The organism is Amycolatopsis sp. NPDC024027 (assembly GCF_040638975.1).
Lineage (GTDB): Bacteria > Actinomycetota > Actinomycetes > Mycobacteriales > Pseudonocardiaceae > Amycolatopsis.
Genome location: NZ_JBEZYY010000007.1, coordinates 96824 through 115920, shown reverse-complemented (window position 1 = coordinate 115920; position 19097 = coordinate 96824). Strand labels below are relative to the sequence as shown.

The window sequence follows — 19097 nt, the reverse complement described above, 5'->3', positions numbered from 1 at the left end:
GGCCGTAGAGCGACTATCCGCTCCGGCCGGGACACCGCGGGCAGCGGCAACCGACGAAGAGCGCGGAGAACACGCGCTCCGCTGAGCCGCTCGTACGCTGAAACCGGTCACAAGATCAAGGTTGGCCACTGCGGGCCAAACACAAACACTCATATCGGGTACGTCTTCGCTCCCCGGCCGAGGCGGCCGGACGTCATCGAGCGGTTCCGGCGAGGTCACGGCTGCACCGCAGCCCACCGCGCGGGAAGTTTCCGGGCGGAGCTCGCCCGGTAGCGGAAACGCCCCAGGCCGCCGGGAATCCCCACCGGCGTCCACGGCCACGGAAGATCCGATCCAGGCCGCCCACAGGCGCCTCAGCGCCCGCAACCACCTATCGCTGTCCGCCCGGTAACCGGCGGATGAAGTAGGCCACCGCGATCTGCCACACCGTGCACAGCTCCGCCGGCCGCCGGACCGGCAGCCAGCCCCAGGGCACGGCTCCCCCCGCGCCCCCCGCGGAGCGGACACGCGCGGCACTCCGGGCTCTGGTCGTCCAGCGGCGTCCCCGGCCGCAGGTGACACAGCGCCCGTCCGCGCCGAGCTCGTGCTGCCTGAGCAGCGCTCGCCAGGCGGCGGCCAGCCGGCACGCCTCCGCTCCCGCACGCGAAGGAACTCCTGAAGCCCCCGAAGGCTCCCGACCCCGATCCGGAACCGTCGACCCCAGGACTCCTCGCAGGTATTTTTGTACCCCTTCGGCCAGCAGCCCAAACAGCACCGCGTCCACACCGCATTACCCCCTCCGTCGAACCTTTGTTCGATCACGGGGTCAGTTCTACCGGGTGGGTACGACGATTCCGGCGGCGATCGGAGAGATCGCCGCCGGATTCACTCGGACGAGTGGCGCTAGAGCTTCACCATCGGCACGCTGCCGATGAGCATCAGCCGGACCTTGCCCGCCGCGCCGAAGTCGATCGTGGCCGTGGCCCGTGGGCCGACGCCGTCGCAGGAGATCACCGTGCCGAGGCCGTACTTGTCGTGGCTGACGCGGTCGCCGACGTCCAGCTTCAGCGCCACCGTGTCCTTCCAGCCCTTGCCGAACGACGGCGTGCCCGACGAAGACGGCGCAGAAGACCGCCGGCCGCCCCAGGTAGTCGCCGCCCGCGGGGCGCCGCGCGAACCGGCACCGAACGAGCCGAAGCCGCTGCTGGACGGCTCCAGCCGCCGCCAGTCGACCAGGTCCGGCGGCAGCTCGTCGAGGAACCGCGAAGCCGGGTTCATCGACGGCTGGCCCCACGCCGAGCGCGTGATCGCGCGCGAGACGTACAACCGCTTCCTGGCGCGCGTGATCGCGACGTACGCGAGCCGCCGCTCTTCGGCCAGCTCCGTCGGGTCGCCCAGCGCCCGCATGTGCGGGAAGACGCCGTCCTCCCAGCCGGTGCAGAACACCACCGGGTACTCCAGGCCCTTCGCGGTGTGCACGGTCATCAGCGTGACCACGCCCGCGCCGCCGTCGCCTTCCTCGCCGCCGTCGGGCGAAGGCACCGAATCGGCGTCCGCGACCAGGGAAACGCGTTCGAGGAACGCCGGCAGCGAGCCCGGCGCCGGGACGCCCTCTTCGACGACCAGCTCGGCGTTCTCGTCCGCGACGACCGCGGCGGTGATCTCGGTGAACTCCCGCGCGACCGTGACGAGCTCGTCGAGGTTTTCCACGCGCGTGTGGTCCTGCGGGTCTTCCGACTCCTCGAGCTCGACGCGGTAGCCGGTCTTCTCCAGCACGGCTTCCAGGACGTCGTGCACCTCGGCGCCGTCCGAAACCAGCACCCCGAGCTCGTCGAGCAGCGCCACGAAACCGCTGATCGCCTTGACCGAGCGCGGGTTCAGCAACGGCACCTTGCCCTCGACGGCGTCCCGCAGCGCCTGCGCGAAGGAGATCCGCTCGCGCTCGGCGTGCGTCGCCACGACGGCCTCCGCGCGGTCGCCGATGCCGCGCTTGGGCACGTTCAGCACGCGCCGCAGGCTGACCGTGTCCTCGGGGTTCGCCAGCACCCGCAGGTACGCGATCATGTCGCGGACCTCGCGGCGCTCGTAGAACCGCACGCCGCCGACGACCTTGTACGGCAGGCCGAGCCGGATGAAGATCTCTTCGAAGACGCGGGACTGGTTGTTGGTGCGGTAGAACACGGCGACGTCGGAGTAGTCGGCTTCGCCCTTCTCCGCCAGCGCGTCGATTTCGCCCGCGACGAACGCGGCTTCGTCGTGGTCGTTGTCCGCGACGTAGCCGACGATCTTCTCGCCGTCGCCCGCGTCCGTCCACAGCCGCTTGGCCCGCCGGTTCGGGTTCCGCTCGATCACGGCGTTGGCCGCGTTCAGGATCGTCTGCGTGGAGCGGTAGTTCTGCTCCAGCAGGATGGTGTGCGCGTTCGGGAAGTCCCGCTCGAACTCCTCGATGTTGCGGATCGTCGCGCCGCGGAAGGCGTAGATCGACTGGTCCGCGTCACCGACGACGACCAGCTCGGCCGGCTCGATACCCGCTTCGTTCGGCGCGGTCCCGGCCAGCTCGCGGACCAGGGTGTACTGCGCGTGGTTCGTGTCCTGGTACTCGTCGACCAGCACGTGGCGGAACCGCCGCCGGTAGTACTCGGCGACGTCCGGGAACGCCTGCAGCAGCGAGACCGTGCGCATGATGAGGTCGTCGAAGTCGAAGGCGTTGGCCTGGTTCAGCCGCCGCTGGTACTCGCCGTAGACTTCGGCGACGCGGCGCTCGAGGTCGTTGCCCGCGTTCGCCGCCGCCGTCTCCGGGTCGGTGAGCTCGTTCTTCAGGTTCGAGATGTGCACGGCGAGCGTGCGGGCGGCGTAGCGCTTCGGGTCGATGTCGAGGTCCCGCGCCACCAACGTGATCAGCCGCTTGGTGTCGTCGGAGTCGTAGATGGAGAAGCTCGACGACATGTCCAGGATCTTGGCCTCACGGCGCAGGATCCGCACGCACATGGAGTGGAACGTCGACACCCACATGGCGTTCGCGCGGCGCCCGACGAGCGCGGCGACGCGCTCGCGCATTTCGGCGGCGGCCTTGTTGGTGAACGTGATCGCCATGATTTCGCCGGGGTGCACCCGGCGTTGGCCGAGCAGGTAGGCGATCCGGCGGGTCAGCACCCGGGTCTTGCCCGATCCCGCGCCCGCCACCACCAGCAGCGGGCCACCGGCGTGGGTGACGGCTTCGCGCTGGGCGGGGTTGAGGTCGTCGAGCAGCTCGGCCTGCCCGCCGGCGGCGGGCTTGCGCACAGGGGTCGCGGCGGGGAGATCGAAGAGGGTGTCCATCGTGCGTCCACGCTACCCCGGGTGGGTGGAAGTGCGGCACAGCGTGCCGACGCGAGCCGGTGGCTTCGGCGCGAGCGGCTACGGCGGTGGGCGTAGCGCCGGATGTCGCCTGCCACCCGACGCGCCGCGGGCGCCACGCGCGGAGCATCGGTGGACATGGAAGACACCAGCTCCGCCCGCATCCGGGCCGCCGACGCCGATCGTGAACGCGTCGCCACCACCGTCCAGACCGCCGGTGCCGAAGGCCGGCTCACCCTCGACGAGGTCGAAGAACGGCTCAGCCGCGTCTACTCCGCGCGGTTCACCGACGAACTCGCCGCGCTCACCACCGACCTGCCGCGGCCCGCTCCGCCGTCGCCCGGCTTCCCGCTGACCCGGGCGGCGCTGCGGCGCCATCCCGCGCTGCGCGTCCACCTCGCCGTCGTGGTCGCGATCGCGGTGCTGGTGGTCGTCCGGTGGGCGGTGCTGGGCGCCGGGTTCTTCTGGCCGGTGTTCCCGGTGTTCTGGCTCGGGGTGAGCCTCTTGGTCCACGCCCGGGTGCGCTCGGTCCGGGAGCGGCCCCGTGCCGCTGTGCCATACTGAGCGCATGCGGCGCCACGCGAAGCGATTTTTCTACGGGACCCGGACTCCGGCTCCCGTGATCGCGTAGTGCCCGAACCGCCATCACGCCAGCCCCGGAGTCCACGGACCCGGGGCTGTCGCCGTCCCTGGGGCCGGGTCCGGGCTTCGAGGAAGAGGTCCCGATGAACGCACACGCGACGAACGCCGACGGCCAGCCCGCCGAGCACACTCCCGCGAGCGACGACATCGCGTCGCTCCGCGAGGAGATCGACTGGCTGGACAAGGAGATCCTGCGGCTGGTCAAACGCCGGGTCGAGGTGTCCAAGACGATCGGGGCCGCGCGGATGGCCGCCGGGGGCACGCGCATCGTCTACAACCGCGAGATGGACGTGCTCGCGCGCTACCGCGAGCTCGGCCCGGACGGCCGGCAGCTGGCCATGGCGCTGCTGAACCTGGGCCGCGGGCGGCTCGGCCGGTAACGGTTACCCGAATTCGGGGACTTCCCCGAGGCACCGGCGGCCCCGGTGCAGGCAGACTGGGGCCATGGACTGGCTCGTGAACCTCATCGCCGTCATCGTCGCGCTCGCGAGCGTGCTGGCCGCGCTGGGCCATGTGGGGTATTTGGCGCTGCTCAACAACGCGGCGGGTAAGCGGGCCGGAGGCGCTCCGGTCGCGCAGTACGTCAAGAGCAGGTGGGCCGTTGCCGGCGGTACCACCGCGGCTTCGCTGTTCGCCTGGTTGCTCACGGCCGGCGGACCGACGCTGGACATCTTCGCGATCATCGTCGCCGCGGGTAGCGGCGTGGTGGCGACGAAGGCGCTGCAGTCCACGCGGGACCGTTACCGCACGGGAGGCTGAAACCCCTGATCAGGGCCGATGGCGCTGCGTGAAACTTCGCAGCGTCACCATCGCCCGTTCGGTCGCGCCCGACCGAGTGAAACCTCTGCAACTTGCAGGTTTGGGGGCGACTTTCTCCGCCGGATGCTCCTAGGGTTGGCGGCGTGAGGACCCTTGCGTCTGGGTCGGGCAATGCCCGCGAGACGCGCGGGGGCACTGGCCCCGCGCGCCTCCAGTCGCGTGCGCGTGCATTTGCGCAGTATTCCGAACAGGATTCCGAACGGGATTCCGCGCGTGAGGGTGCTCCGATCGGGTCGTCTCGCCGCCGGATGGCGTCAGGACCGCACCGCCGGGTGGTCGAGCCCACATGAGCCAAGGCACGGAGTTCCACGGGCACGCCGCAGCGCCCGCGCATCCCGGGCGGCACCGGCGCGGTGGCGCGGAGAGCTGGACGCCACCGCTGCCCCAGCACCGCCCGGTGCGCCACCACGCGGCCGGGAACGCGCCGGAGCCGGGCACGCTTCCGTTGCGGCACCGAGGTTCTGGTGAGGCGCCGGAGGGTGGTTCGTATTCGTTGCGGTACCGCGGAACGGCCGAGCCGTCGGGAGGCGGCACCTGTTCCTGGCCGCACTACGCGCCCGCCGAGCCATCCGAAGGTGACTTCCACCCCACGCGCTACCGCGGAGCAGCCGAGCCGCCGGAGGGCTCCTACTGGCCGCACTACGCGGCCGCCGAGCCGCCCGAAGGTGGCTCACACCCCCTGCGGCACTACCCGACCGGATCACCGGAGGCGGGCAACCGCCCTTTCCGGCGCCGGACCACCGAAGCCGGACCCGCGCCGGCCGATCCGCCGGTGTCCGGGTGCCTGCCCCTTCCGCAGCCGTCGCTGCCGCAGCCGCGGGACCGGCGGCCCTCGTCGCCGCTCTTCCCGGCCGCGCACGGCAGTCTTCCGCTCGATGCCTTCGAAGACGACGACCTCGAGCCCGGGCCGGACGAGGCGCCGGCCGCCGAAAGCTGTGCCGACCTGGCCGCCCGGCGTACCCGCGTCTCGCTGGCCGCGCCCGCGCCGCGGTGTGCGGACGTCGACGATGACGACGTCCGCATCTACTCCGCCCCTCCCCTCGACGGCCTCGGGGGCTTCACGATCGGGTCCGTGCCCGCGTCGGTGACGCCGCCGAAGACGTGGCGGAAAGCGGCCTGGTTCGCCACCGGTGCATCCGGTGCCGTGGTCGTCGGCCTCCTCTGCGCCGGCTCCTTCCTGGTCGGGAAGCCGCCCGTGGACCAGGCCGTGCAGGGCTCCTGGCCCGGCTACCAGGGCGTGCCGACGATCGCCGACCCCACCGGCGAGCACCGGCCGCCGACGCAGGGCGGTGCCGCGCCGGGGCCGGAATCCGCGTCGCGGCCGGAAAACGCCCCCGGGAAGACCCAGCGCGGCGGCGGTGCCGGGCCGGTCGACGGCGCGGCTCCCCCTCCCGCCCGCAGCACCACCACCCCGGACACGACGAAGACCGGCCCGGCCGGTCCGGGCGCGAGCCCGCGCAAGCCGCAGGTCACGCCCGCCCAGCGCGAAACCCCGGTCAAGCCACCGTGGTGGTACTCCTTCCCGCCGGACGCCCAGACCATGGGGGACAACTCGGAGAAGTTCTTCAACACCGTCACCACCGACCCGTCCGCGGCGTCGTCGGTGACCACCGGCCACCTGCACGACCAGGGGCCACAGGCGCTCGCCGACCGCTACGCCGGCATCGCCTACTTCGAAGTCAAGAAGGTCAGCATCGACCAGCAGCGGGGCGTCACGGTCAACACCGTCGAGGTCACCCACACCGACGGCACCAAGACCGTCGAGGAGCGCACGCTGACCTTCGGCGACGGCGACAAGATCACGGCTGACGGTCAGTAGCCGAACCTGCACGTGCGGTTCGCCCGTTCTGATGCACGTGCGGTGCGACGAGCGGTTATGCCTGGTCCGGGTGGGTGACATAAGCTGCCGCTCGTCGTATTGCGACGGCATTCCGGCGACAGAGCCTGGTGGTCGCCGTCCGCACAGGGTTACCTGACGACAGCGAATCCGGAAACCGGCCACGAGTCGGCCGACCGGACCAACGGGCACCCGGCGAACGGCCGGGTGACCGTCCCCGGAACCCAGAGCGAGGACTTTCGTGCTTGATCGGCAGCGCACACGGCGTGAGTCACCCCACGCCGTCCGCGTCGAGGACGTCATCCCGGCCGAGATCCTGGACGGCGTCGCCGACGCCGACCGGGACCACCTCGAGCAGGTCTTCCGCGACCCGCAGCGTTTCCTGCCGTCGCGGACCGAGCCCGCCCGCCAGCCGGTGCAGGCCGAAGACGCCGGCGAGCCGGAAAGCCGGTTCGCGCGCCGCGCGAAGCTGACCGGGCTCGTCGCCGCGGGCGCGCTCGTCGCCGGCGCCGTGATCGCCGCGCCGATGCTGACCAGCGCCCACCGCGCCGCCTCCCCCGGCGGGCAGTCCACGCCCGCCGGGTTCACCGGCGCGGCCGAGCTCGGTGGCCTCGCCGTCCCGCAGCACCAGGCCGGCGGCAGCGCGCCGGAGCAGCGCAGCCCGGCGACGCCGGGCACGCACGCCGAGGACACGCCGGCCACCCAGCCGGCGAACGGCAAGCCCCGCACCCAGCCGGCGCCGGCCGCCGACACCCCGGTGCCGGACAAGGCCGCCGACGCCCGCAGCGCCAGCCGCAAGATCCAGGCCGTCAAGGACTTCTACGCCAAGATCGCCCGCGACTCGGCGGGCGCGCTGGCGCTGCTGAGCCCGGCCCTGGTCCAGGGGACGGCCGGCGAGCTGGTCCGCACCTGGAGCGCGATGGACGCCATCGACGTCCAGGAGGCCGACACGCAGATCAAGCCGGACGGCTCGATCCTCGCGGTCGCGACGCTGCACCGGCCGGACGGCGCGCTGGTGCGCGTCACCCAGCTGTTCCGGGTCGCCGACAGCGGCGGGCTGATCACCGAAGCCGAGCTCGTCTCGGCCCAGTACATGTAGCCCACCGCGACCACCCCTTCACCCCTGGTTCAAGTGCCCGTGCCGAATTCGTGTGCGCAGAGTGAGCGCCTAGCCTTGTCACGGGCCGGTCTCGGAAAAGCCGGCTCAGAGCCCACGACACGTGCATACGCTCCAGCCGAGCGGCGTGCTCGTGGCCGCCTCACCAGGCACCGATCCGCACGCCCTGGTGAAGCCGGAGCCCAAAGGGAGGTCGCGTGAGCGACGAGGGTCGTCTGGTCGCCGATCGGTACCGCATCGTCGGCCGGATCGGCACGGGCGCGATGGGGGCCGTCTGGCAGGCGCACGACGAGGTCCTGGGCCGCACCGTGGCCATCAAGCAGCTCCTGCTCCAGCCACACCTGGACGAGCACGACAAAGAGGACGCCCGCCAGCGGACGATGCGCGAGGGCCGGATCGCGGCCCGGCTGCACCACCCCAACGCGATCTCCGTCTTCGACGTCGTCACCGACGACAACGGCCAGCCGTGCCTGATCATGGAGTACCTCAACTCCACCAGCCTGGCCGCCGTGCTGCAGGAGCGCCGCACGCTGCCGCCGACCGAGGTGGCGCGCATCGGCGCCCAGGTCGCCGCGGCGCTGCGCGAGGCCCACGCGGTCGGGATCGTGCACCGCGACATCAAGCCGGGCAACATCCTGCTCGGCGGCAACGGCACCGTGAAGATCACCGACTTCGGCATCTCCCGGGCCAAGGACGACGTCACGGTCACCAAGACCGGGATGATCGCCGGCACCCCCGCCTACCTGGCCCCCGAGGTCGCCATCGGCGGCGAGCCGGGCCCGGAGTCCGACGTCTTCTCCCTCGGCTCCACGCTCTACGCGGCGTGCGAGGGCCAGCCGCCGTTCGGGCTGTCCGAGAACACGCTGAGCCTGCTGCACGCCGTCGCGGCCGGGCAGATCAACCCGCCGCGCCAGTCCGGGCCGCTGGCCAGCGTGCTGGCGGTGCTGCTGCACCCGGACACCGAGCACCGGCCGACCGCCGAGGAGTGCGAGGAGCTGCTCGCCGCCGTCGCCCGCGGTGAGCTGCCGCTCGGCGGCCCCGCGGACGAGACCATGATGGCGCCGTCCGCCGGCGTCCTCGGCGCGGCCGCCGTCGCCGACCCGAACGCGACGCAGATGTTCGACGAGATCCCCGCCGGTCACTCGGGCACGCTGCTCAGCGGCGGCGGGGCCCCGACGCAGGCCGTGCCGTTCTACGACGAGGACGACTACCCGGAGGGCACCGGCTACCCGGAGGACGACTACGACGGGTACGGCCACTACCCCGAGGACGACCACCACGCGGCCGGGGGCGTACCGCCCGGCCTGGCCGCGACCCGCGCCGTGCCGGTGCCGCCGCACGAGCAAGGCGGGTACGAGGACGACTACGACGATTACGACGACGATCCCGAGCCGCCCCCGGCCCGGTCACGGCCCCAGCTGAGCCCGGTCGACGAGGACGACGACAAGCCCGGCGCGTGGAAGCGCCCGGCGATCATCGGCGGCGTCGTGGTCGTGGGCCTGGTCGCGCTCGTCGTCTGGCTGCTGAGCCCGAACAACCCGGAGGCCCCGGCCGCGCCGGCGCCCAGCACCAAGTCGTCGCCCGTCACGACGTCGGAGTCGCAGCCGTCGACGACCGAGGACTCGTTCACCCCGGTGGAGGTGCCCCCTCCGGCGTCGGAGACGACCTCGTCGACGAAGCGCGCGACGACCTCGCGGCCGACCGAAACGCCGGTGACCACGACACCGAAGACGACTACGAAGACGACACCGCCTACAGAGTCGTCTCCGGAAACGACGCCCACCACGCCGGTGGCGACACCCACTTCCACCACGCCGTGACCCGAGGTAAGTCTTGAGTTCTGAAGGCACCATCGTCGGCGGCCGGTTCCGGCTGGACCAGCCGATCGGCCGCGGCCGCGCGGGCATCGTGTGGCTGGCGTTCGACACGCGGCTGTTCCGCACCGTCGCGATGAAGCGGATGTACCTGCCGGTCGGCGCGGGTGAGCGCGCCGAGCAAGCGCGCGCCGCCGCGATGCAGGAAGGCAAGGACGCGGCCCGGATCGAGCACCCGTGCGCGATCAAGGTGTTCGACGTGCTGCCGGACGGCCAGGACGTCTGGCTGGTGATGGAGTACATCCCGTCGCGCAGCATGGCGACGTTCCTCGCCGAGCACGGCCGGCTCACCCCCGACCAGGCGGCGCTGCTGGGCATCCAGCTCGGGAACGCGCTGGCGGCCATCCACGGGGCCGGGTTCGTGCACCGCACCCTCGAGCCGGGCACGGTGCTGCTGGCCGACGACGGCGGCGTCAAGCTCACCGACATCGGCATCAGCGGCGGCGGGCCGAGCCCGGCGTACGTGGCGCCCGAGGTCGCCCGCGGGCTGCCGGGCACGCCGGCGGCGGACGTCTTCTCCCTCGGCGCGACGCTCTACACCTCCGTGGAGGGCGTGCCGCCGTTCGGGGACGACGGCCAGTCGTCCGAACGCCCGCCGCAGAACTCGGGCGTCCTGACGGAGGCGCTGCGCAAGATGCTGCGCGCGGACCCGACCACCCGGCCGACGATGGCGGACACCGTCCACTCGCTGAAGGCGATCACCGAAGGCCGCGAAACGGCGTTCATCCCGCCGACCGCGCCGGCGATGCCGACCATGCCCGTCGGCTGGCCGACATCGCAGGGCGCCCCGCCGATGCCGCCCCAGGGGCCGCCGATGGCGTCGAGCCCGCAGTTCCAGCCGCAGTACCCGATGACGCCGCCGCCCGGCTACGCGCAGGGGGCGACGCAGCAGATCCCGCCGGTCCCGCCGGCTCCTCAGGCGACGCAGTACGCGCCGCCGCCCGCTGCCGCGGCGCAGCAGGCCGAGGCCTGGAACCTGCCGGTGTCGAAGAAGACGCTGGTCACCGTGGCCGCGATCCTCGCCGCGGTGCTGGTCGGCATCCTCGTCACGGAGCTGTTCTTCGTCTAGGCCACCTTGGCGGTCGCCGCGCGCATGGCTTCCAGCAGCGTGCGGACGGCCGGGTGGCCCCAGGCGCGCGACGCGACGGCGGCGTGGATCGCGCGGAAGGGTTCCGGGTTGCGGATCCTGCGGACGACGACGCCGGGGTGCTGCGCGCCGAGCCCCAGCTCCGGGATCAGGCTGACGCCGATGCCGGCCGCCACGAACCCCTGCGCCGTCTGGTAGTCCTCGGATTCGACGACGACGTTCGGCGTGAACCCGGCGGACGCGCACGCGCTGTCCAGGATGTCGCGGCAGATGCCGGGCAGGCCGTCGACGCCGACCCAGGGTTCCTCGGCGAAGTCCGTCAGGTCGAGCACGCGCTTGCGGGCCAGCGGGTGGGTCTTCGGCAGCACGGCCCGGTACGGGTCGTCCAGCAGGTGCACCAGCTCAACCCCCTTGGCGGGCGGTGTCCGGCGCGGGAAGACGGTGATGGCGACGTCGGCGTGGCCCGTCTCGACGTCGAGCATCGGGTCGTCGGGCTCGACGAGCTTGAGGTCGAGACGCACGCCCGGGTGCTCGCGGCGGACCGCGGCGATGGCGGGCGGGACCAGCGACGCACCGGCCGTCGCGAAGTAGCGGATGGTGACGCGGCCGGTGCGGCCCTCCTTGAGCTCGGTCAGCGCCGCCTCGGCCTTGGCGAGCTCGGTGCTGAGCGTCTCGGCGTGTTCGCACAGCAGCACACCCGCGGCCGTCGGGCGGACGCCGCGCCCGACGCGTTCGAGCAGTTCGGTGCCGGCCTCGCGCTCCAGCGTCGACAGCTGCTGGCTGATCGCGGACGGCGTGTAGCCGAGGTTGCGGGCCGCGGCGGTGATCGACCCGCTGGTGATGACGGCACGGAGGACCTGCATGCGGCGGACGTCGAGCATGCCCCCGATCGTACAGCTCGGCTTAAGTGTTCATGCAGTTAATTTCGCTTGTCCTTACGTCTGGCCCGGGTGAAGCTGACTTCGGATTTCGAAGGAGGACTGGGGTGGGCGAGACGAAGACCCTGCTCAGAATCGGTGCGCTGGCGCTGATGTGGGGCTCGAGCTTCTTTTGGATCAAGCTGGGCCTGGGGATGTTCTCGCCGGTTCAGCTGGTGCTGGCGCGGCTGGTGCTCGGCGCCGCCATGCTGCTGGTGCTGTGCCGCCTGCAGCGGGCCCGGCTCCCGCGCGACCGCCGGACGTGGGGGCACCTGGCGGTCGCGGCGTTCTTCCACAACGCGCTGCCGTTCCTGCTGTTCGCGATCGGCGAGACGACGGTCGATTCGGGCATCACCGGCGTCCTCAACTCGACGACGCCGCTGTGGGTGCTGCTCGCCGCGCCGCTGATGGGAACGTCGTCGCGGATGACCGGGGCGCGGCTGGCGGGCCTGGTCGTCGGTCTCGGCGGGATCCTGCTGATCTTCGCCCCGTGGCAGGCGTCGGGCCTGCTGAGCTGGGGCGCGCTGGGCTGCCTCGCGGCGGCGGCGAGCTACGGCTTCGCGTTCGTCTACGAGGGCAAGTACCTGTCGGACCCGTCGGTGTCGCCGTACGCGACTTCGGCGGGCCAGATGGTGCTGGCCAGCGGAATGCTGGTGCTGGCGCTGCCTGCGGGCGGGTTCGCGCCGGTGCACGTTTCCGCGGGACCGCTGCTGGCGGTGCTGGTGCTGGGCATCGGGTCGACCGGGATCGCGTTCGCCCTGAACTACCAGCTGCTGGCCAGCGAGGGCGCGGTGGCGGCTTCGGTGGTCGGGTACCTGCTGCCGGTGGTTTCGGTGCTGCTCGGGGCGGTGTTCCTCGGCGAGCAGCTGCACCTGCGGGTGATCGCAGGCATGGTGGTCGTGCTCGGCGGCGTAGCGTTGACGCGGCTCCCGAAGCGCGTGCCGACGGCGGCGCCGGTCATGGAACGGGTTTAGACGAGACGGCGGTCGGAGGCCCAGCGGGAGAGCTCGTAGCGGTTCGAAAGCTGGGTCTTCCGCAGGACGCTCGACACGTGCGTCTCCACCGTCTTCACCGAGATGAACAGCTCCGACGCGATTTCCTTGTACGCGTACCCGCGCGCCAGCAGCCGCAGGACGTCCCGCTCGCGCGGCGTCAGCAGGTCCAGCTCGGGGTCGTTGATCGGCGCCGAACCCGGGCGGTCGGCGAACGCGTCCAGGACGAAGCCGGCCAGCCTCGGCGAGAACACCGCGTCGCCGTCCGCGACGCGGACCACCGCGCGGACCAGTTCCTTCGACGAGATCGTCTTCGTCACGTAGCCGCGGGCGCCCGCGCGGATGACCGCGATGACGTCCTCCGCCGCGTCCGACACCGACAGGGCCAGGAACACCACGTCCGGCAGCTCCGGGCGGACCCGGCGCAGCACTTCGGCGCCGCCGCCGTCGGGCATGTGGACGTCGAGGAGCACGACCTGGGGCTTCGTGCGGGCGATGCCGGCCACCGCTTCGGCGACCGAACCGGCCTCGCCGACCACGCGGACCTCGTCGGTGATCGAGTCGAGCTCGGTGCGCACCCCGGCGCGGAACAGCGCGTGGTCGTCGACGAGGAAGACCTTGACCGGTTCACGCTGGTTGTCCGTCACGTCGTCGAGCATAGCCGCCTCACGCCGCTCCCTTGCCCGCTTTCACCGGCATGGCGAGCTGCACCTCGGTGCCCTCGCCCGGCGCCGTCCGGACCTTGCACGTGCCGCCGTGGCGGGTCATCCGGCCGCGGATCGAGTCGGCGAGGCCGTGGCGGTCGTCCGGGACGAGGTCGGGGTCGAAGCCCTTGCCGCGGTCGCGGACGAACACCGTCACCGCCGTCGGCTCGACCTCGGCGTAGACGCTGACCTCGTCGACGCCGGCGTGCTTGGCCGCGTTGACGATGGCCTCCCGCGCGGCCTGGACGAGCGCCACCAGCGCTTCGTCCAGCTCGGCGTCGCCGACGACGACCTGGCCGACCGAGATCGCGAAGGTGTCCTCGACCTCGCCGCACGCCGTCGCGAGCGCTTCGGACAGCTGGCCGGTCGCTTCTTCGACGTTCTCGGCGGGCTTGCCGTAGCCGTTGGGGCCGTAGAGCCAGCCGCGCAGCTCGCGTTCCTGGCTGCGGGCCAGCCGCGCGACCTCGCGGGGCTGTTCGCTCTGCTTCTGGATCAGCGCGAGGGTCTGCAGCACGGAGTCGTGCAGGTGGGCGGCGATCTCGGCGCGTTCGTCGGTGCGGATGCGGGCCTTGCGCTCGTCGGAGAGGTCCCGGACCAGCCGCAGCCAGAACGGCACGGTCAGCACGGCGACCCCGATCAGGGTGGCGGTGACGGCGATGAGCGCGAACTGGACCTGGTCGAGGCTGCCGCTGCGGAGCACGACGACGCCGATGCCGGTGATCACCAGCGCGACGCCGGCGACGATCCGGATGGCGGCCGACCAGCCGCCCCCGCCGAGGAACGCCCCGGCGAAGCCGTCCTTCGCGCCGACCTTCCAGCGGCGGCGCTGCGACTCGTCGGCCTCGCGCCAGACGACCGCGGCACCGATCATGGCGACGGCCAGGGGCACCGCGACCCAGCCGCTGATGAACCCGGTGAGCGTCCCGCTGGCGACGGCGAGGCCGACGCCCAGCGCGATCAGCCCGAACGCCTGCTGGCGTTCCTTCTGGGTCGGCGGCTCCGCGGCTTCTTCGGACTGCTGCTGGACGAACACCCAGAGGAGGCCGTAGGCGAGCAGCCCGGCGCCGTTGAGCGCGGCGAGCAGCGCGAAGGCCGTCCGCACCCAGACGACCGGCACACCGAGGTGATCGGCGAGCCCCCCGGCGACGCCGGCGATGGCCCGCCCGGACCGGCGCCGGAACATCTTGGGCGCGCCCGGTTCCGTGGTGGCCGCGATCGCCTGCTCGGCGGTGACGTGGTCGAGGGACTCCTGCACGCCGTCCATGGTCACACGCACCGGGGTGCGGTTCCATCGGGGAAACCCCTGATCCAGTGAATGGCCGCGAGCCAGGGGAAACCTCAGGGACCATCCCGGATGTCCCGCCGCCGCAGGTGCCGCATGCTTCTCGGTATGAGTGGTGCGAGCGAAACCCGGTCGCCGAAGCCGAGTGCCCTGAACGGCTTCGAGGAGACCGTCAAGGACTTCTGGAACAGCCGGCCCCGGCGGCCGCACTCCGGGCGGAAGCTGGCCGGGGTGGCCGCCGCCATCGGGCGGCGGTACGGGATCGATCCCGTCGTCGTGCGGATCGCCTTGGTGGTCACGACGATCTTCGGCGGCTTCGGCGTTCCCTTCTACCTGCTGGGGTGGCTGTTCCTGCCCGGCGAAAGCGACGAGGTCTCCGGCTTCGAAAGCCTGATCGGGCGCGGCCGGTCGTCGGTGTCGCCCGCGTTCGCCGTCGTGCTCATGATCCTCACCGTCGTCAGCGCCGGGGGCTCGATCACCGGGTCGTGGTTCGACGGCGGCGGGCTCATCAGCTGCGCCCTCATCGCCGCCGCGCTCTACCTGCTGCACCGCAGCCGCGGCCACGAGAACCGCCCGGCGCCGGTCGCCGCGCGGACGTCGTACCCGGCCTTCACCGGAAACGGAGCCTTCACCATGACCGACACCGCCGAGGCGCCTTCGCCGGCGCGCGGCTGGGATCCCTTGGCGGCCGACCCGGCCGGCTGGGACCTTCCCGACGCTCCGCCCGCCCAGGAGCCGCGGCCCACGCCGCCGCCCCCACCGTCGTACCAGGCGCCGCAGCGGCGTCCCCGGTCGAAGGTCGGCTCCGCGACGTTCGCGCTGGCCGTGGTGACCGCCGGCGCGGCCGTGCTGGCCGGCCTCAACGGCGCCACCTGGTTCGACGCGCAGCACATCGTCGGCCTGGTGCTCGGCGTGGTCGGGATCGGCCTGGTCGCCGGCGCGTTCGCCCGCGGCGGACGCGGCCTGATCGGGCTCGCGATCCCGCTGGCGATCGCCGGGCTGGTCCTGACGGCGGCGCCGTTCAAGAACTTCGACGTCCGCGGCGGTCTCGGCGACATCAACCCGACGCCGCAGGCGTTGACCGAGCTGAAGCCGCTCTACCAGCACGCGGCGGGCGACATCGACCTCGACCTGACCAAGCTGCCCGACGGAGCGCCGTACTCGACGACCGTGTCCAACGGCGCCGGCAACACCACGGTGACCGTGCCGGCGAACGCGGACGTCACCTTCGACTGCCACACCGGCGCCGGCGAGGCGTCGTGCTTCGGCCGCAAGAGCGACGGCGTCGGCGAGGCCGCGCTGATCGGCACGGACAACGGCCCCGACGGTGTCGGCGGCCAGAAGATCACCCTGAAGGTCTCGAACAACGTGGGCGACGTGGAGGTGCGGCGTGACTGACCAGAACCCTTACGCCTACGACGATCCGGCCGGCACGCAGCCCGCCAAGCGCGGCGGCGTGGACGTCATCACCCTGATCTTCGGCGTCGCGACCCTGCTGGTGTCGGCGTACGTCCTCTCGGACGGCGCGAGCTGGCTGCCGTCGTTCGACTTCCGCTGGGTGGTCGCCGGCGGTGCGGTCTTCGTGGGGCTGCTGCTCCTCACCGCGTCGTTCGGCAGCAAGCGGCGGCGCTGAGCCACCGGATCACTCGAGGCCCCGGATCCCACGCCGGGGCCTCGAGTCCTGTCCGGGGAGAGGTCACTCCCACTCGATGGTGCCCGGCGGCTTGGACGTCACGTCCAAGACCACCCGGTTGACCTCCGCGACCTCGTTGGTGATGCGCGTGGAAATCCGCTCGAGAACCTCGTAGGGCAGGCGCGTCCAGTCCGCGGTCATCGCGTCCTCCGACGAAACCGGCCGCAGGACGATCGGGTGGCCGTAGGTCCGGCCGTCGCCCTGGACGCCGACGCTGCGGACGTCGGCGAGCAGCACCACCGGGCACTGCCAGATGCTGCGGTCCAGCCCGGCGGCCGTCAGCTCCTCACGCGCGATCAGGTCCGCCGCACGCAGGGTGTCCAGCCGCTCCTGGTCGACCGCGCCGATGATCCGGATGCCCAGGCCGGGGCCGGGGAACGGCTGGCGCTGCACGATCGTCTCGGGCAGGCCCAGCTCCAGGCCGACGCGGCGGACCTCGTCCTTGAACAGCAGCCGCAGCGGCTCGACCAGCTCGAACTGCAGGTCGTCCGGCAGGCCGCCGACGTTGTGGTGGCTCTTGATGTTCGCCGTGCCCTCGCCGCCGCCGGACTCGACGACGTCCGGGTACAGCGTGCCCTGCACGAGGAACCGGTAGTCGCCCGCGGCCTTGAGGTCGCGCTCGGCCTGCTCGAACACGCGGATGAACTCGCGGCCGATGATCTTGCGCTTCTGCTCCGGGTCGGTGACGCCGGCCAGCGCGTCGAGGAAGCGTTCCCGCGCGTCGATGGTGACCAGGTTGACCCCGGTGGCGGAGACGAAGTCCTGCTCGACCTGGGTGCGCTCGCCCGCCCGCAGCAGACCGTGGTCGACGAACACGCAGGTCAGCCGGTCACCGATGGCGCGCTGCACGAGCGCGGCCGCGACGGCGGAGTCGACCCCGCCGGACAGGCCGCAGATCGCGCGGCCGTCACCGATCTGGTCGCTGATCCGCTGGACCTGCTCCTCGACGATCGACGACGTCGTCCACTGCGGCTCGATGCCGGCGATGTCGCGCAGGAACCGGCGCAGCACCTCCTGGCCGTGCGGCGAGTGCGCGACCTCCGGGTGGTACTGGACGCCGGCGAAGCGCCGCTTGACGTCCTCGAAGCCGGCGACCTCGGCGCCGTCCGAAGACGCCGTGACGACCGAGCCCTCCGGGGCCTTGGTGACGCTGTCGTTGTGGCTCATCCAGGCGGGCTGGTGCGCGGGCAGGCCGGCGTGCAGGACACCGCCGTCACCGGTCACGCGGACCTCGGTGCGGCCGAACTCGCGCACCCCGGTCGGCTCGACGACCCCGCCGAGCGCGCTGGCCAGCAGCTGGTGGCCGTAGCAGATGCCGAACATCGGCACGCCCGCTTCGGTGAGCTTCGGGTCCATGCCCGGGGCGCCTTCGGCGTACACGCTCGAAGGGCCGCCGGAGAGGATGATGGCCGAGGGGTTCTTGGCGAGGATCTCTTCGGTGGACGCGCTGTGCGGGACGACCTCCGAATAGATCTGTGCCTCGCGGACGCGCCGGGCGATCAGCTGCGCGTACTGCGCCCCGAAGTCCACGACGAGAACCGGACCGGTGGGGTTGGGCACCTGAGGACCTCCTGCGACGGTGGGATAGGCCTCCATCGTCCCAGGTGGGCCGGGTCACCCGGGATTCAGGGCGGTCCCTGTCCTCGATCGGGCCTACGGTGCCCGGTATGGCTGTGAACTGGACGAAGGAACTGACCGACCAGCTCGACTTCCACTGGAACTTCCTGGTGCACCGGAAGCTCGAGGGGCTCACCGACGACGAGTACTTCTGGGAGCCGGTCGCGGGCTGCTGGACGGTGCGGCCGAGGAAGTCGGACGACGAACCCGGCACCGGCCCGTTCACCATCGACTTCGCCTTCCCGGAGCCGGCACCGCCGCCGGTCACGACGATCGCCTGGCGGCTCGGCCACATCCTCGTCGGCGTGCTGGGCGCGCGGATCGCGTCGCACTTCGGCGGCGCGCCGATCGGCTACGACACCTATCCCTACCCCGGGACCGCCGCCGAGGCGCTGTCCGAACTCGACAAGCTCTACGCGCAGTGGGTCGACGGGGTGAAGTCGCTCGACGAAGAGGCCTTGGCCCGGCCGTGCGGACCGGCCGAGGGGCCGTACGCGGAGTACCCGATGGCGACGCTGGTGCTGCACATCCACCGCGAGCTGATCCACCACTGCGCCGAAGTCCTACTGCTGCGCGACCTTTACCGGAGCCGGTAGCAGCGCGAAGCCGAGCGCCAGGCCCAGCAGCAGCGGCAGGCCGTGGTTGTCGTGCGACAGCGTGTCCACCACGGCCAGCACCGGCGCGGCGAAGGCGATGAGCCGGATCTGCATCGGCAGCACCACGCCGTAGCGGCGAGAAGCCACCATGACGACCGCCACCAGGCCGCCGATCAGGCCGGTGACGCACATCGAGTTGCCCGCGCCGACCGGGTTCAGCCAGACGTAGCTCATGACCTGGCCGAACAGGCCGCAGCCGAAGTACAGGACGAGCCAGCGGACGCGGCCGAACACGCGCTCGGCGAGCGTGCCGAAGAACGCCAGCCAGAGCAGGTTCGACGTCAGGCCGAAGGCCCAGCCGTCCTGGAAGAACATGCCGGTCAGCAGGCGGTACCACTCGCCGGCGTCGATGCGGGCGGCGTCACGGTGCATCGCGTCGTACAGCGGCGGGTGCACCAGCTGCGCGATGCCGCAGGCCAGGGTCACCGCGAACACCACGGCCGTGAGGATCGGGCGGCGTGGCCCGGTGGCGAGGGCCCCGAACGGGTTGCGAGCTGCGGCGCGAGTGGTCATGACCGAAATCTAGGCGCGACACCGCCACCGCA

17 protein-coding genes are annotated in these 19097 nt (G+C 72.0%); 11 read left to right on the top strand and 6 right to left on the bottom strand.

Going from position 1 to position 19097, the window contains the following annotated elements:
• Positions 1-882: 882 nt before the first annotated feature.
• Positions 883-3297 carry a DNA helicase PcrA gene (pcrA, locus tag AB0F52_RS19265; RefSeq protein WP_360172312.1) on the bottom strand — a complete coding sequence of 805 codons (2415 nt, stop codon included), beginning with the start codon at positions 3295-3297 and terminating at the stop codon, positions 883-885.
• A 156-nt stretch (positions 3298-3453) separates the two neighbouring features.
• Between pcrA and AB0F52_RS19260 the strand changes: the two genes are divergently transcribed.
• The 7 genes from AB0F52_RS19260 (at position 3454) to AB0F52_RS19230 (ending at position 10673) form a co-directional block, all read left to right on the top strand.
• Entirely contained in the window at positions 3454-3879 is a 426-nt protein-coding gene (locus AB0F52_RS19260) for a DUF1707 domain-containing protein (protein ID WP_360172309.1), read from the top strand.
• 161 nt (positions 3880-4040) lie between these two features.
• Positions 4041-4337 (top strand): chorismate mutase, encoded by a 297-nt coding sequence (locus AB0F52_RS19255; protein ID WP_360172306.1) that lies wholly within the window; start codon positions 4041-4043, stop codon positions 4335-4337.
• Between the two features lie 64 nt (positions 4338-4401).
• Positions 4402-4716, top strand: coding sequence for a hypothetical protein (locus AB0F52_RS19250; protein WP_013222708.1), 315 nt, complete (start codon positions 4402-4404; stop codon positions 4714-4716).
• A gap of 346 nt (positions 4717-5062) precedes the next feature.
• Positions 5063-6595, top strand: coding sequence for a hypothetical protein (locus AB0F52_RS19245; protein WP_360172303.1), 1533 nt, complete (start codon positions 5063-5065; stop codon positions 6593-6595).
• 259 nt (positions 6596-6854) lie between these two features.
• Complete coding sequence (locus AB0F52_RS19240) at positions 6855-7712, top strand: hypothetical protein (protein WP_360172300.1); 858 nt, start codon at positions 6855-6857, stop codon at positions 7710-7712.
• Positions 7713-7927: 215 nt separating this feature from the next.
• Positions 7928-9550 (top strand): serine/threonine-protein kinase, encoded by a 1623-nt coding sequence (locus AB0F52_RS19235; protein ID WP_360172297.1) that lies wholly within the window; start codon positions 7928-7930, stop codon positions 9548-9550.
• Between the two features lie 13 nt (positions 9551-9563).
• On the top strand, positions 9564-10673 hold the full coding sequence (locus AB0F52_RS19230) for a serine/threonine-protein kinase (RefSeq protein ID WP_360172294.1): 1110 nt from the start codon (positions 9564-9566) through the stop codon (positions 10671-10673).
• Here AB0F52_RS19230 and AB0F52_RS19225 read toward each other — a convergent pair.
• Positions 10670-11572 carry a LysR family transcriptional regulator gene (locus AB0F52_RS19225; RefSeq protein ID WP_360172291.1) on the bottom strand — a complete coding sequence of 301 codons (903 nt, stop codon included), beginning with the start codon at positions 11570-11572 and terminating at the stop codon, positions 10670-10672. The genes AB0F52_RS19230 and AB0F52_RS19225 overlap by 4 nt on opposite strands.
• Before the next feature lie 104 nt (positions 11573-11676).
• Here AB0F52_RS19225 and AB0F52_RS19220 point away from each other — a divergent pair, with 104 nt between their 5' ends.
• On the top strand, positions 11677-12582 hold the full coding sequence (locus AB0F52_RS19220; RefSeq protein ID WP_360172288.1) for a DMT family transporter: 906 nt from the start codon (positions 11677-11679) through the stop codon (positions 12580-12582).
• Here the strand turns inward: AB0F52_RS19220 and AB0F52_RS19215 are convergent.
• Positions 12579-13259 (bottom strand): response regulator transcription factor, encoded by a 681-nt coding sequence (locus tag AB0F52_RS19215; protein WP_103342484.1) that lies wholly within the window; start codon positions 13257-13259, stop codon positions 12579-12581. The two genes, AB0F52_RS19220 and AB0F52_RS19215, sit on opposite strands and share 4 nt — an antisense overlap.
• 7 nt (positions 13260-13266) lie before the next feature.
• Positions 13267-14574 carry a PspC domain-containing protein gene (locus AB0F52_RS19210; RefSeq protein ID WP_360173195.1) on the bottom strand — a complete coding sequence of 436 codons (1308 nt, stop codon included), beginning with the start codon at positions 14572-14574 and terminating at the stop codon, positions 13267-13269.
• A 120-nt stretch (positions 14575-14694) separates the two neighbouring features.
• On the opposite strand from AB0F52_RS19210, the gene AB0F52_RS19205 reads away from it, so the two are divergent.
• Both AB0F52_RS19205 and AB0F52_RS19200 read left to right on the top strand, forming a co-directional pair.
• On the top strand, positions 14695-15984 hold the full coding sequence (locus tag AB0F52_RS19205) for a PspC domain-containing protein (RefSeq protein ID WP_360172285.1): 1290 nt from the start codon (positions 14695-14697) through the stop codon (positions 15982-15984).
• The gene (locus AB0F52_RS19200) at positions 15977-16219 is read left to right on the top strand and encodes a hypothetical protein (RefSeq protein WP_103342481.1); all 243 of its coding nucleotides are present in this window, start codon (positions 15977-15979) and stop codon (positions 16217-16219) included. Before AB0F52_RS19205 ends, AB0F52_RS19200 begins: the two co-directional genes overlap by 8 nt.
• 63 nt (positions 16220-16282) lie before the next feature.
• Here AB0F52_RS19200 and guaA read toward each other — a convergent pair whose 3' ends face one another.
• The gene (guaA, locus tag AB0F52_RS19195) at positions 16283-17839 is read right to left on the bottom strand and encodes a glutamine-hydrolyzing GMP synthase (RefSeq protein WP_360172281.1); all 1557 of its coding nucleotides are present in this window, start codon (positions 17837-17839) and stop codon (positions 16283-16285) included.
• 107 nt (positions 17840-17946) lie between these two features.
• Here guaA and AB0F52_RS19190 point away from each other — a divergent pair, with 107 nt between their 5' ends.
• Positions 17947-18492, top strand: a complete 546-nt coding sequence (locus AB0F52_RS19190; RefSeq protein ID WP_360172278.1) for a DinB family protein — start codon at positions 17947-17949, stop codon at positions 18490-18492.
• On the opposite strand, the gene AB0F52_RS19185 is transcribed toward AB0F52_RS19190, so the two are convergent.
• Positions 18460-19065, bottom strand: coding sequence for a rhomboid family intramembrane serine protease (locus AB0F52_RS19185; protein WP_360172275.1), 606 nt, complete (start codon positions 19063-19065; stop codon positions 18460-18462). The genes AB0F52_RS19190 and AB0F52_RS19185 overlap by 33 nt on opposite strands.
• Positions 19066-19097 lie beyond the last annotated feature (32 nt).

Bases quoted from the DNA above. Each gene is read 5' to 3' on its own strand.
- AB0F52_RS19190 (WP_360172278.1), top strand. From the start codon at position 17,947: ATGGCTGTGAACTGGACGAAGGAACTGACCGACCAGCTCGACTTCCAC.
- AB0F52_RS19215 (WP_103342484.1), bottom strand. From the start codon at position 13,259: ATGCTCGACGACGTGACGGACAACCAGCGTGAACCGGTCAAGGTCTTC.
- AB0F52_RS19260 (WP_360172309.1), top strand. From the start codon at position 3,454: ATGGAAGACACCAGCTCCGCCCGCATCCGGGCCGCCGACGCCGATCGT.
- AB0F52_RS19245 (WP_360172303.1), top strand. From the start codon at position 5,063: ATGAGCCAAGGCACGGAGTTCCACGGGCACGCCGCAGCGCCCGCGCAT.
- AB0F52_RS19185 (WP_360172275.1), bottom strand. From the start codon at position 19,065: ATGACCACTCGCGCCGCAGCTCGCAACCCGTTCGGGGCCCTCGCCACC.
- AB0F52_RS19250 (WP_013222708.1), top strand. From the start codon at position 4,402: ATGGACTGGCTCGTGAACCTCATCGCCGTCATCGTCGCGCTCGCGAGC.
- AB0F52_RS19205 (WP_360172285.1), top strand. From the start codon at position 14,695: ATGAGTGGTGCGAGCGAAACCCGGTCGCCGAAGCCGAGTGCCCTGAAC.
- pcrA (WP_360172312.1), bottom strand. From the start codon at position 3,297: ATGGACACCCTCTTCGATCTCCCCGCCGCGACCCCTGTGCGCAAGCCC.
- AB0F52_RS19255 (WP_360172306.1), top strand. From the start codon at position 4,041: ATGAACGCACACGCGACGAACGCCGACGGCCAGCCCGCCGAGCACACT.
- AB0F52_RS19225 (WP_360172291.1), bottom strand. From the start codon at position 11,572: ATGCTCGACGTCCGCCGCATGCAGGTCCTCCGTGCCGTCATCACCAGC.